Genomic DNA, 13,088 nt, shown 5'->3' on the forward strand with positions numbered 1-13,088 from the left:
AAGTGTTTGATAGATATCAAACACTTTTTATTTGTCTCCTCAAATGCTATCTAAAAAAACGATTATAGATTAAATTAGAAAGCAACAACCAGATGAAATCTGCATGAATGAGAAAGTTAATAAAACTATGGCACAGGATGGTGATTTTTAGATTCTTTGTCCATCGGTAAACTAAAGCAAAGAAAAGACCGGAAAAACTATAAACCATCAAACTGATGGGGTCGCGATGGGACAATACCAAATGACTGAGCCCAAATATAAGAGCTGATAAGATGACATCCAAGTAGTATTTGGACTGGGGAAAGAAGGTGTTCATAAAATATCCCCTATGAACAATCTCCTCCAATATAGGCCCCAAAATGACAACGGAGATAAAAGAGAAGCAAGTCGTTAAAATAGTAGATTGCTCACTGAAGGATAGGACCGAAAGAAGGTCTTCAAAGATATAGTTGTTATTAATGAAGCGACTAAACTGTAAGTAAAAAGCACTTAACAACTGACGGACAAAATAAGTAGCCACTAGACTAACTACAAGGTAAAAGAATCTGGATTTTTTCGAGCCCCTTTTCTCAAAAATATAGAGCATTTTTTTCTTTTTAAGCCAATAGATAAATAGCCCTAAAAGAGCTAGTTGCTCTACTGCTACAATAATAGAATAGCCATCCATACCCCAGACAAACATCTTAGCCAGATAAAGACTACTGAAATCTAGTAGATAAATTGATAGGAATACCAGTAATGTATAGATTCCCAAATGCCCTAGTTTTTTCATACTCACTCCCAAAAATGTTTGTTGACTTATTTTTATAGCACACGCATCCCTTGTTATATTAACAGATATTTTTACAAGAGTCAATTTTTCATACTGAAATGTATTTTATAGAATCGAAAAAGCTAGAACTATATCTTAGTCCTAGCTTACTTTTTAATATTTTCTAAAGCGTTGGTAACGTTCCTCAATGAGCTGCTCTAGTGGCAGTTTACCAAGTTCATCAAGTTCTGCTCGGAGTTGTTCTTTGACTTGCTTGATCAGATCTTTACTTGATAGACCTACCTCAGAGATAACCTTATCAACAATTTTCATATCTAGCAATTCGAATGAAGTAATTTTCATCAACTCAGCAGCTTCCATAGCACGACTGCCATCCTTCCATAGAATAGACGCAAAGCCTTCAGGACTGAGAACTGCATAGATCGAGTTTTCTAACATCCAAACACGGTCAGCTACTGCAAGAGCTAAAGCCCCTCCTGAGCCACCTTCACCGATAATAATGGCAATAATTGGCACCTTAAGATCGCTCATCTCCATGAGGTTACGGGCAATAGCTTCACCTTGCCCACGCTCTTCTGCTCCGACACCAGGATAGGCACCAGCCGTGTTGATAAAAGTTACAACAGGACGGCCAAATTTTTCAGCCTGCTTCATCAAGCGAAGGGCTTTTCGATAACCTTCAGGATGAGGTTGTCCAAAGTTACGGTTAAGATTATCCTGTAAGCTTTTACCTTTTTGAATTCCAACAACAGTTACTGCTTGGTCTCCCAACCAACCGATACCACCAATAACAGCACCATCATCTCGGAAAGAGCGATCACCATGTAGCTCTACAAAGTCATCAAATATTCCTGTTGCGAAGTCCAAGGCAGTTAAGCGGGTTTGTTCACGTGCTTCTCTGACGATTTTTGCAATATTCATCAACAATCCCCCTTATGTAACCTTACTAATCGAGCAATCATATCTGGCAATTCTCTCCGTTTAACAATCGCATCCACAAATCCATGTTCTAACAAAAACTCTGCCTTCTGGAAATCCTCTGGCAAATCTTCCCTTACGGTATTTTCAATGACACGACGTCCAGCAAATCCTACTAAACTTTGAGGCTCTGCCAAGATAATATCCCCTTCCATAGCAAAGGAAGCTGTAACACCACCAGTTGTTGGATCAGTAAGGATTGTTAGGTAAAAGAGACCTGCATTGGAATGACGTTTGACTGCTGCAGAGATTTTAGCCATCTGCATCAAACTCATGATTCCTTCTTGCATACGTGCTCCACCAGATGCTGTAAACAAGACGACTGGTAATTTTTCAGCTGTCGCGTATTCAAACAAACGAGTGATTTTTTCACCAACTACTGTTCCCATAGACGCCATGATAAAGTTAGAATCCATGATTCCAAGAGCAACTTTTTCACCCTTAATCAAAGCAGTTCCTGTAACAACAGCCTCATCAAGACCTGTTTTTTCACGCATAGAGGCTAATTTTTTCTGGTAGCCTGGAAATTCCAATGGATCTTGTGTCTCAATTCCTGTAAACATCTCTAGGAAGCTTCCCATGTCAATGGTTAAAGCAAGACGCTCTTGAGCTGAAATACGGAAGGTATAGCCACAGTGAGGACAAATACGGTCACTCCCCAAATCCTTTTGGTAAATGGTATGTTTACAACCTGGACATTTTGAGAAGAGTTCGTCTGGAACCTCAGGCTTGGCTTGGGGCTTTTCTCTAAGTGAACGATTGGGATTAATTCGTATATATTTATCTTTTTTACTAAATAGAGCCATACATCCCCCTTTTCAGTCTCATACTTTTTATATTATTCTTTTTCTTGATATTGTGGTAAGAAAGTTTCCATCAAGAATGAAGTATCGTAGTCCCCTGCTATCACACGACGATCTGAAATCAAATCGAGTTGAAAATCAGCATTGGTGACGACCCCTTCAATTTCGAGTTCATAAAGAGCTCTTTGCATTTTCATGAGTGCATCAAAACGATTTTCACCATGAACAATAATTTTAGCAATCATACTATCATAGTATGGTGGAATGGTATACCCTGGATAAACTGCAGAGTCAACACGCAAGCCAACACCACCGCTTGGTAGATAAAGATTAGTGATCTTACCTGGACTCGGTGCAAAATTAAAGGCTGGGTTTTCTGCGTTGATACGGCACTCAATAGCATGTCCTTTTAGAACAATGTCTTCTTGCTTCAGAGTCAAAGGTTGACCTGACGCAATACGGATTTGTTCCTTGACAATATCCACACCAGAAACAAATTCGGTTACTGGATGTTCTACTTGGACACGAGTATTCATCTCCATAAAGTAGAATTTCCCAGTTGCTTCATCTAGTAGAAATTCGATGGTCCCAGCATTTTCATAACCAACAGATTCCGCTGCACGGACTGCTGCAGCACCAATTTCATTACGCAGTGTTTTCCCAATAGCAATCGAAGGACTTTCTTCTAAAACCTTTTGGTTATTCCGCTGAAGCGAACAGTCGCGCTCACCTAGGTGAATCACATGTCCCATCTGGTCAGCAAGAATCTGTACCTCAATGTGGCGAGCAGGATAAATCACACGCTCGAGGTACATAGCCCCATTTCCAAAGTTTGCTTTGGCTTCACTAGAGGCTGTTTCAAAGGCTGATACAAGGTCTTCTGCCTTTTCAACCTTACGAATTCCTTTACCACCACCTCCAGCTGAAGCTTTCAGCATAACTGGATAACCAATTTTTTCGGCAATAGCCAGAGCCTCTTCTGCAGTATGGACTTCTCCATCTGATCCTGGAATGACAGGCACATTAGCCTTAATCATTTGAGCACGGGCGTTAATTTTATCTCCCATGACATCCATTACTCGAGCTGATGGCCCGATAAATTTGATACCGACTTCTTCACACATAGTTGCAAATTTGGAATTTTCACTTAAAAAACCAAATCCAGGGTGAATAGCTTCAGCTTCAGTCAAGACCGCAGCTGATAGGATGGCATTGATGTTCAGATAAGATTCTGTAGCCTTCCCAGGGCCGATACAGATAGCCTCATCAGCCAAAAGCGTGTGGAGAGCTTCCTTGTCAGCAGTCGAATAAACAGCAACTGTAGCAATTCCTAACTCTCGTGCCGCACGAATAATACGAACAGCAATTTCACCACGATTGGCAATTAAAATCTTACGAAACATGGAAAACCTCCCTAGTTTCCAATAGCAAAGGTCAAAGTACCGCTTGCTGCAAGCCTACCATCTACTTCTGCCTTCGCTTCTACTACGGCGATTGTGCCACGACGTTTGACAAAAGTTGCTGTCATGACAAGCTGATCACCAGGAACAACTTGTTTCTTAAACTTAACCTTATCCATGCCAGCATAGAAGACAAGTTTCCCTTTGTTTTCAGGTTTAGACAATTCCAAAACACCTGCTGTCTGAGCCAAGGCTTCCATAATGAGGACTCCAGGCATAACTGGGTATTGAGGAAAATGACCATTGAAGAAAGGTTCGTTAATCGTTACATTTTTAATAGCAACAATTGTATCTTCACTAACTTCTAAGACACGATCTACTAAGAGCATGGGATAACGGTGTGGCAAAGCTTCTTTAATTCCTTGAATATCAATCATTTGATACGTACCAAGCCTTTCCCAAACTCAACCATTTCTTCATTTTCAACAAGAATTTCTGTTACAACACCGTCTTTAGGTGCTGGAATTTCATTCATAACTTTCATAGCTTCAATGATGACCAAGGTTTGGCCTTTTTTAACAGTATCACCGACTGAAACAAAATTAGGTTTGTCTGGTCCGGCAGCCAAGTAAGCAACACCGACAAGTGGACTTTCTACAAGGTCCCCCTCAGCTACAGATTCACTAGCACTTGATTCTGGAACTGCTTCTACAACTTGTGTTGTAGTTGGAGCTTGTGGTGCAACTGTAGGTACAGCTGCTGGAACTACAGGTTGAGGTGCTGGACTTGTTTCTGCCACAAGTTTCGCTTCATTCTTACTGAAGACCAACTCGTCCGTTCCATTTTTATAAGAAAATTCTTTCAAGCTTGACTGATCAAATTGTGCCATCAAGTCTTTGATTTCATTTAAATTCATTTTTACTTATTCTCCCAACGTTTGAAAGCAAGAACTGCATTATGCCCACCAAATCCAAAAGTATTTGAAATAGCATAAGGAATTTCATGTTCCAAGCCTTGTCCATAAATAACGTTTGCTTCAATGTAGTCTGACACTTCTGTTGTTCCAGCTGTCATTGGAACATAGTTGTTACGGATTGCTTCAATTGTTGCAATAGCCTCAACTGCACCTGCTGCACCGAGCAAGTGGCCTGTAAATGACTTGGTTGAAGATACAGGTACTTCCTTACCAAGAACCGCTACGATAGCACCACTTTCTCCCTTTTCATTAGCAGGAGTTGATGTACCGTGAGCATTGACATAAGCTACTTGGTCTGGTGTGATTTCAGCTTCATCCAAGGCAAGTTTGATAGCTTTAATAGCACCTTGGCCTTCTGGATGTGGTGAAGTCATATGGTAGGCATCACAAGTGTTCCCGTAACCAACGACTTCCGCTAGGATAGTTGCTCCGCGTTTTTCAGCATGTTCTAAGCTCTCAAGAACCAACATCCCTGAACCTTCACCCATGACAAATCCATTACGGTCTTTATCAAATGGAATAGAAGCACGTGTTGGATCCTCTGTTGTTGAAAGAGCTGTTAAGGCTTGGAAACCAGCGATTGCAAATGGAGTAATTGAAGACTCTGATCCACCAACTAACATGATATCTTGGAAACCAAATTTGATAGAACGGAAGGCATCTCCGATAGCATCATTTGATGAAGCGCAAGCTGTGTTGATAGATTTACAGATACCATTAGCACCAAAGCGCATAGCTACATTTCCTGCAGCCATATTTGGCAAGGCTTTTGGAAGTGTTAATGGTTTAACTCGTTTTGGTCCTTTGTCGTGAAGTCGGAGGACTTGGTCTTCGATTTCTCTGATTCCACCGATACCAGATGCAACGATGACACCAAAGCGGTCTTTATCAAGTGCTTCTACGTCAAGATTAGCATGGTCAACTGCTTCTTGAGCTGCATACAAGGCATATAAAGAATAATCATCGAAACGATTGGTATCTTTTTTTACAAAATATTTGTCAAAAGGAAAATCATTAATCTCTGCTGCATTATGAACGTCAAAAGTACTGTGATCAAACTTGGTGATTTCACCAATCCCAATCTTTCCATTCTTTAAACTGTTCCAAAATTCTTCTGGCGTATTCCCAATTGGAGATGTTAATCCATAACCTGTTACTACTACACGATTTAGTTTCATTTTCATACCTCTATTTTAACTCTTATTGCATGGTAAGTCCACCATCAATTGCAATGACTTGTCCCGTTAGATAATCTTGGCTTGCAAGAAAGGCTGTGACCTCTGCCACTTGCTCAGCTTGACCAAATTGTTTCATCGGAATTTGTGCCAGCATGGCATCTTTTACCTTATCAGATAGGACTGCAGTCATATCTGATTCGATCATTCCTGGTGCAATGGCATTGACACGTACATTACGGTTGGCTACCTCACGTGCTACTGATTTGGTAAATCCAATTAGACCAGCCTTAGAAGCAGCATAGTTTGCTTGACCGATATTTCCCATCAAACCAACGACACTGGACATATTGATAATGGCCCCTTCACGAGCTTTTATCATCTGCTTCAAGACTGCTTGCGTCATATTGAAGGCTCCCGTTAAATTGACTTTCAAGACCTTCTCAAAATCTTCTTCTGTCATCTTCAGCATGAGAGTGTCTTGAGTAATCCCGGCGTTATTCACTAGGACGTCAACTGAACCTAGTCCTTCAATGGCTTGGTCCACCATTCGTTTTGCATCCGTAAAATCAGAAACATCACCAGAAATAGCAAGGACCTTCACCCCGTAAGGTTTAAATTCGTTTAGAAGCTCCTCGGAGATTTCACCACGACTATTCAAGACAACATTGGCTCCCAAGCTGGCAAATTTATGAGCAATGGCAAGACCAATTCCTCGACTTGAGCCTGTAATAAAGACATTTTTCTGTTCTAGTTTCATTTTTCTCCTTTCAGAACTTCTACCATTTTATCTAATTTTCTAAGAGTGCTTGTAAACTTGCTTGATCTTCCACATTTGCAAGTTGAGCAGTTTTATCAATCTTTTTAACAAATCCTGACAAGACTTTCCCAGGACCAATTTCGATAAAACGAGTCACACCAGCTTCTTGCATGACTGAAATGCTTTCATAGAAACGAACAGGTTCCTTGACTTGACGAGTCAAGAGTTCTGCAATTCGTTCTTTTTCCATGACTTTTGCTTCTGTATTACCAACAAGTGGACAAGCAAAGTCGTTAAACTCAACATCTTCTAGGACTTGAGCTAATTTTTGACTAGCAGGTTCCAATAAAGCTGTATGGAAAGGTCCAGAAACATTTAGCGGAATTAAGCGTTTTGCTCCTGCTTCTTGCAAGAGTTCAACTGCACGATCCACAGCAACCACCTCACCACCAATAACAATTTGACTTGGGGTATTGTAGTTAGCTGGAGTCACAACGCCAAGTTGAGAAGCTTCTTGACAAGCTTGTTCAATAACTTCAACTGGAGTATTGAGTACGGCTACCATTTTACCAGATCCAGCAGGTGCCGCTTCTTCCATATAAGCACCACGTTTAGCAACTAGAGCCACCGCATCTTCAAAATCCAAGGCGCCACTAGCTACAAGGGCAGAATATTCACCAAGAGACAGACCTGCCACTATATCTGGTTGGTAACCTTTCTCCTTTAGTAGTCGGTAAATGGCAACGGATGTAGCCAAAATAGCTGGTTGTGTGTAACGAGTCTGATTTAGCTTCGTTTCATCGTTATCAATCAAGTCACGAAGATTATAACCTAAGATTTGGCTAGCTTGGTCGATTGTTTCCTTGACGATAGCATATTGGTCGTATAGTTCACGACCCATTCCAAGGTACTGGGCTCCTTGACCTGCAAATAGAAAGGCTGTTTTAGTCATTTCTTGTAACTCCTGCCCAACGAGCGGCTTCTTTTTGAATTTTCTCAGCTGCACCATAGTAGATATCTTTTAAGATTTCTTCAACAGTTTCTTCTTTAGAAACCAAACCTGCAATCTGGCCGGCCATAACTGAACCACCATCCACATCACCATGGACAACAGCTTTAGCTAGAGCTCCCGCCCCCATTTGCTCAAAGATTTCCAAATCTGGATTTTCTTGTTTGAAGGCATCTTTTTCAGCTTGTTCGAAATCACGAGTCAATTGATTTTTGATGGCACGAACTGCGTGTCCAAAGTGTTGTGCTGAAATCGTTGTATCAATATCACGAGCTTTTAAAATTTTAGCTTTATAGTTTGGATGGGCGTTTGATTCTTTAGCAACTACAAAACGAGTTCCTACTTGCACAGCTTCCGCACCAAGCATAAATCCAGCAGCAGCTCCCTCACCATCTGCAATACCACCAGCAGCGATAACAGGAATTGAAACAGCCGCTGCAACTTGACGAACCAAGGTCATGGTTGTTAATTTACCAATGTGTCCACCGGCTTCCATACCTTCACAAATGACAGCATCTGCACCGATTTTTTCCATACGTTTAGCCAAAGCTACGCTAGGAACTACAGGAATAACGGTGATTCCTGCTTCATGAAATCGCTCCATATATTTACTTGGGTTTCCTGCACCAGTTGTGACTACCTTAACCCCTTCTTCAATCACAAGGTCCACAATATCATCAACAAATGGAGACAAGAGCATGATATTGACACCAAAAGGCTTGTCTGTTAAAGATTTAATCTTATCGATGTTGGCTTTAACCACTTCTTTAGGTGCGTTTCCTCCACCAATGATACCGAGACCACCAGCTTTTGAAACAGCTCCAGCCAAATCGCCATCTGCTACCCAGGCCATTCCACCTTGGAAGATAGGATATTTAATATTTAATAATTCAGTGATACGTGTTTTCATATTGCCTCCATAAGTCTTGCTTACGTAATAGTTCGACTTTATTATAATTTGACGGTCAAACTATTACCTAAACAAGAGGGAGCGGGTCTCCCCTACTCCTTCTTTATTTATTCTAATTATTTAGTTTGCTCTTCAACGTAAGCAACCAAGTCGCCAACTGTTTTCAAGTTGTCTTCAGCTTCGATTTGGATATCAAAAGCGTCTTCGATTTCTGAGATTACTTGGAACAAGTCCAATGAATCTGCATCCAAATCATCAAAAGTAGATTCAAGTGTTACTTCTGATGCATCTTTTCCAAGTTCTTCAACGATAATTTCTTGTACTTTTTCAAATACTGCCATGATAGACTCCTTTAAAATAAATAGTTTTTTTATAACAATGTGATCACCACATGATTACCTAAATTGTAACAATAAGTGTGCCCCATGTCAAACCTCCACCGAAACCTGACAAGAGAATTTTTTGGCTACCATCCAAATGGATGAGCCCTTCTTCTACACACTCAGAAAGTAAAATCGGGATACTTGCCGCACTAGTATTTCCATACTTCATCATATTAGCAGGAAGCTTGTCACGATCGACACCGATTTTTCTAGCCATCTTATCTAAAATTCGAATATTAGCTTGATGAAGCAAGAGATAATCGAGTTCATCTGCTGATATTGGACTTTTTTCGATGGTCTGTTTAATAGATTTAGCCACGTCTCGAATTGCAAAGTCAAAAACTGCTCTCCCATCCATTTTCAAGAAAATATCTGGTTCTTCTTGAATCGAAAATGGTGAAATCAATCCTGTCTGTCCATAAGTGAGACACTCACCACGAGAACCATCGCTATTGAGACTTTCAGCTAAGAAATGTTTTTGGTCACTTGCCTCAAGTAGTACACCACCAGCTCCATCTCCGAACAAGACAGCTGTTGAACGGTCAGACCAATCCAAAGATTTTGACATGGTCTCACTACCGATAACAAGACCCTTTCGATATGTTCCTGAAGAAATGAACTTTTCTGCAGTCGATAGGGCAAAAACAAATCCACTACAAGCAGCTGTTAAATCATAGGCAAAAGCCTTATGAGCGCCAATCTTTGCCTGAACACGAGCTGCGGTTGAAGGCATCATCGAGTCAGGTGTCATCGTCGCTATAATGATGAAGTCTAGCTCTTCAGCAGAAATCCCTGCCTTCTCTATAAGTTGTCTTGCAACCTCTGTAGCCAAATCTCCTGTTGATTTCGTCTTAGAAATATGGCGTTCTTTAATCCCTGTCCGACTTGAGATCCATTCATCACTCGTATCCATGACCTGAGCCAAGTCTTCGTTAGTGATAATCTGCTCTGGAGCATAATGAGCGACCTGGCTTATTTTTGCAAAAGCCATTACTTCAAATCCTCCAAAAAGTGATAAAGATTAGTCAAGCCTTTTCCCATAACTTCAATCTCTTCAGGACTCATGCCCTCGATAATTCTTTCGACCATGGCCTTATGGAAACGTTTATGAAGACGGTGAACGAGACGACCTTTCTTTGTCAAATGCAGATGTACTACACGACGATCTTGATCTGAGCGGATACGTTCGATGTATCCTTTTCTCTCCAAATTATTTAAACTCGTTGTCACAGTCCCTAGAGTTACCATCAACTCTTTGGACACTTGACTTGGAGTCACTTCTGGATACTTACCGATAACATCAATCGTGTGCATTTCTTTGATAGAGATGTCTTTGAAACGACTACCTCGCAAACTTACTTCCTCGATCACTAGGACGTTGTTAAAAATTGATGTTAAATAGTCATTGACTTGTTGGTAGTCCATTTCTCTTCCCTCCTTTATCAAAAAAAGTTTAATAATCAAAACATTTGACAAAAAAAGTATATCAAACTTCAAAGAATAGTGCAAGTATTTTTTATTTCCCGATAAATTTTGGACGTCTTCTTTCAGAATGTGCACGAACACCTTCTTTAAAATCTTCCGTATAGGATAGTGATTTTTGTAGTTCCAATTCAAGTTGAGCATATTCATGCCATTGCTTGAACTCACTTTCCCAAACAAGTTTCTTAATCGCAGCATAGGAATTTGAAGAGCCACGTCTCAACTTCTTCAACAATTGTTCTCTAGTTTTTTCTAATTGTTCACTAGTACATAGACGATATAGAGCTCCTGCCTCCATTGCCTTTTCAGCGGTGAAAGCTTCTCCAGTCATAGCTAATTGAGTTGCTATAGTTGCACCGAGCGATCTTGTCAACAAGAATAAGCCACCTGCGTCAGGAGCCAATCCTACACCTACAAAAGCCTGGATAAATTTAGACTTGTCAGATGCGATACAGAAATCAACTGCCAAGGCCATATTGGCTGCAGCTCCAGCAACTGCTCCATCCACCTCCATGATAACAGGCTTAGGAATCTGTTTAATCTTATAAGAAATAGTATTGACCAATTCAGCAATTCGAGTTAAGGAATCAATATCATCCTCATCGACAGCACGTTTCATTTCAACTAAATCACCACCGACAGAAAACACCTTACCAGCAGCATTGATGAGAATAAATGAAACAGAATCGTCTTTTTCAGCTAATTCCAGTGCTTCTAAAATTTCTTCACACATAGGAATATGGAAACCATTTGCCACCTCGGGACGATTTAAAGTAATCACCGCTAAATCGTCTTGAATTTGAAAGATAATATGATTCATAGCCACTCCTTTAATTTAAAAAGCTGATTAAATTATTTTATCTTCAAAGTATATCTTTTTCTTTTTAGTTATACAAGTAAAAATTGTATAAAAGTGTATCAGCCGATTTTTAAAGAGTCTTTTCTATACTAAAAATAACTAAGTTAAGCTAATCAGGTCCAGACCTCTAATAAGATGTAGCCTTTCCTATTGTAGATTGAAAAAAGCCCTTCTTTCTGCTATAATCGTATAAAATACAAACTGAGGAGTTTTTATGAAGGTTGTAAAATTTGGGGGAAGTTCACTCGCCTCTGCAAGCCAATTGAAAAAGGTTTTAAACATTGTAAAAAGTGACCCTGAACGTCGTTTTGTAGTTGTATCTGCACCAGGAAAGCGCGATGCTAAAGATACCAAGGTTACGGATGCTTTGATTAAATATTATCGTGATTATGTAGCAGGAAATGATATCAGTGCTAGTCAAAATTGGATTATCGATCGTTACGCTGCAATGGTTAGCGAACTAGGACTTAAACCAGCTGTTTTAGAACGAATCTCTAAAAGCATCCGAACTCTCGCTACCCTTCCAATTGAAAACAATGAATTTCTTTACGATACCTTCCTTGCTGCAGGGGAAAATAACAACGCTAAACTCATTGCAGCTTACTTTAACCAAAATGGATTAGAATCTCGCTATGTTCATCCACGAGAGGCTGGTATTGTTGTTACAAGCGAACCTGGAAATGCTCGCATCATTCCTTCAAGTTATGATAAAATCGAAGAGCTCAATAATGGAACGGAAGTCCTGGTTATTCCGGGATTCTTCGGTGTGACTAAAGAGAATCAAATCTGTACCTTCTCACGTGGTGGATCAGATATTACTGGTTCAATTATCGCAGCTGGAGTTAAAGCTGACCTTTATGAGAACTTTACTGATGTTGACGGAATTTTTGCTGCCCACCCTGGTATCATTCACAAGCCACACTCAATCCCTGAATTGACTTACCGTGAAATGCGGGAATTGGCCTATGCAGGTTTCTCTGTACTACATGACGAAGCACTCCTTCCAGCCTACCGCGGAAAAATTCCTCTTGTTATCAAAAATACCAATAATCCTGACCATCCAGGTACTCGCATCGTTCTGAAACACAGTAGTGATGAATTCCCAGTAGTGGGGATTGCTGGTGATTCTGGTTTTGTCAGCATCAATATGTCTAAGTACCTCATGAACCGCGAAGTTGGTTTTGGTCGTAAAGTACTTCAAATTCTAGAAGACCTGAATATTGGTTGGGAACACATGCCTACAGGTATCGATGACCTTTCTATCATCCTTCGAGAGCGCGAGCTTACACCAATCAAAGAGGAAGAAATCCTCCGTCAATTAGTTCAAAAAGCTGAAGTTGACCATGCTGAAATCGAACATGACCTGTCTATCATAATGATAGTTGGCGAAAAAATGAAGCGCCATATCGGGGTAACTGCTACAGCCACTCGTGCCTTATCTGAAAACAATATCAACATTCAAATGATGTCACAAGGTTCTAGTGAAGTTTCTATCATGTTCGTTGTCCACAAAGACCAAGAAAAAGCGGCTCTTAAGGCTCTCTACCAAGCATTTTTCGGCGAAAGTAAGGAAGACTAAAC

The 13,088-nt window shown here is 40.4% G+C and carries 15 protein-coding genes; 1 reads left to right on the plus strand and 14 read right to left on the minus strand.

Annotated elements, in window-relative coordinates:
* Positions 1-46: 46 nt before the first annotated feature.
* The 14 genes from ACLNCS_RS02305 to ACLNCS_RS02370 form a co-directional block, all read right to left on the minus strand.
* A complete protein-coding gene (locus ACLNCS_RS02305) occupies positions 47-772 on the minus strand; it encodes a CPBP family intramembrane glutamic endopeptidase (protein WP_004251898.1) in 726 nt (241 codons plus the stop codon).
* 153 nt (positions 773-925) lie between these two features.
* Positions 926-1,693, minus strand: a complete 768-nt coding sequence (locus ACLNCS_RS02310; RefSeq protein ID WP_004251895.1) for an acetyl-CoA carboxylase carboxyl transferase subunit alpha — start codon at positions 1,691-1,693, stop codon at positions 926-928.
* Positions 1,693-2,556, minus strand: coding sequence for an acetyl-CoA carboxylase, carboxyltransferase subunit beta (gene accD, locus ACLNCS_RS02315; RefSeq protein WP_004251892.1), 864 nt, complete (start codon positions 2,554-2,556; stop codon positions 1,693-1,695). The genes ACLNCS_RS02310 and accD overlap by 1 nt, the downstream gene beginning before the upstream one ends.
* A 32-nt stretch (positions 2,557-2,588) precedes the next feature.
* A complete protein-coding gene (gene accC, locus ACLNCS_RS02320) occupies positions 2,589-3,956 on the minus strand; it encodes an acetyl-CoA carboxylase biotin carboxylase subunit (RefSeq protein WP_004251889.1) in 1,368 nt (455 codons plus the stop codon).
* An 11-nt stretch (positions 3,957-3,967) separates the two neighbouring features.
* On the minus strand, positions 3,968-4,390 hold the full coding sequence (gene fabZ / locus ACLNCS_RS02325) for a 3-hydroxyacyl-ACP dehydratase FabZ (RefSeq protein ID WP_006147939.1): 423 nt from the start codon (positions 4,388-4,390) through the stop codon (positions 3,968-3,970).
* Positions 4,387-4,869, minus strand: coding sequence for an acetyl-CoA carboxylase biotin carboxyl carrier protein (gene accB / locus ACLNCS_RS02330; RefSeq protein WP_006147938.1), 483 nt, complete (start codon positions 4,867-4,869; stop codon positions 4,387-4,389). Before accB ends, fabZ begins: the two co-directional genes overlap by 4 nt.
* 2 nt (positions 4,870-4,871) lie before the next feature.
* The gene (gene fabF / locus ACLNCS_RS02335) at positions 4,872-6,107 is read right to left on the minus strand and encodes a beta-ketoacyl-ACP synthase II (RefSeq protein ID WP_049494242.1); all 1,236 of its coding nucleotides are present in this window, start codon (positions 6,105-6,107) and stop codon (positions 4,872-4,874) included.
* Between the two features lie 22 nt (positions 6,108-6,129).
* Positions 6,130-6,864, minus strand: a complete 735-nt coding sequence (gene fabG / locus ACLNCS_RS02340) for a 3-oxoacyl-[acyl-carrier-protein] reductase (RefSeq protein WP_049494243.1) — start codon at positions 6,862-6,864, stop codon at positions 6,130-6,132.
* 31 nt (positions 6,865-6,895) lie between these two features.
* Complete coding sequence (gene fabD / locus ACLNCS_RS02345) at positions 6,896-7,816, minus strand: ACP S-malonyltransferase (protein WP_424847044.1); 921 nt, start codon at positions 7,814-7,816, stop codon at positions 6,896-6,898.
* Complete coding sequence (gene fabK / locus ACLNCS_RS02350) at positions 7,809-8,783, minus strand: enoyl-[acyl-carrier-protein] reductase FabK (RefSeq protein ID WP_004251880.1); 975 nt, start codon at positions 8,781-8,783, stop codon at positions 7,809-7,811. The genes fabD and fabK overlap by 8 nt, the downstream gene beginning before the upstream one ends.
* Before the next feature lie 116 nt (positions 8,784-8,899).
* A complete protein-coding gene (locus tag ACLNCS_RS02355) occupies positions 8,900-9,124 on the minus strand; it encodes an acyl carrier protein (protein WP_000257840.1) in 225 nt (74 codons plus the stop codon).
* Between the two features lie 58 nt (positions 9,125-9,182).
* Positions 9,183-10,157 carry a beta-ketoacyl-ACP synthase III gene (locus tag ACLNCS_RS02360; protein WP_049494246.1) on the minus strand — a complete coding sequence of 325 codons (975 nt, stop codon included), beginning with the start codon at positions 10,155-10,157 and terminating at the stop codon, positions 9,183-9,185.
* On the minus strand, positions 10,157-10,591 hold the full coding sequence (fabT, locus tag ACLNCS_RS02365) for a fatty acid biosynthesis transcriptional regulator FabT (protein WP_004251873.1): 435 nt from the start codon (positions 10,589-10,591) through the stop codon (positions 10,157-10,159). The genes ACLNCS_RS02360 and fabT overlap by 1 nt, the downstream gene beginning before the upstream one ends.
* 91 nt (positions 10,592-10,682) lie before the next feature.
* The gene (locus tag ACLNCS_RS02370; protein WP_004251871.1) at positions 10,683-11,468 is read right to left on the minus strand and encodes an enoyl-CoA hydratase; all 786 of its coding nucleotides are present in this window, start codon (positions 11,466-11,468) and stop codon (positions 10,683-10,685) included.
* 253 nt (positions 11,469-11,721) lie between these two features.
* Between ACLNCS_RS02370 and ACLNCS_RS02375 the strand changes: the two genes are divergently transcribed.
* The gene (locus ACLNCS_RS02375) at positions 11,722-13,086 is read left to right on the plus strand and encodes an aspartate kinase (RefSeq protein ID WP_004251870.1); all 1,365 of its coding nucleotides are present in this window, start codon (positions 11,722-11,724) and stop codon (positions 13,084-13,086) included.
* Positions 13,087-13,088 lie beyond the last annotated feature (2 nt).

The sequence above is a fragment of the Streptococcus sp. CL9.43 genome, assembly GCF_049737935.1.
GTDB lineage: Bacteria > Bacillota > Bacilli > Lactobacillales > Streptococcaceae > Streptococcus > Streptococcus infantis_I.